A 236-nucleotide genomic window follows, 5' to 3' on the forward strand; every position below is an offset into this window, starting at 1 on the left:
CTACCCTATCCGACTTATAGCATTAGGCTGTTAAATCAACAAGCTGCAGTAAAATTGCTTCTCTTCTGGAAACCATTGGACGCTACTGAGGCGCTCTGAGCGCTTTTTTCTCGAGGGTCTTTGGTTGTGCTAGTCAGGTGTAGCTCTACGCTCAGACGCTTGTTTGCCCACTTACACCTTGGCCAGAACATGCCTGAATAAGGTGTGAGTGGGCAATGTCTATGCGCTAAAGGTTC

It is taken from the genome of Marinobacterium sp. YM272, from assembly GCF_050908845.1.
GTDB lineage: Bacteria > Pseudomonadota > Gammaproteobacteria > Pseudomonadales > Balneatricaceae > Marinobacterium_D.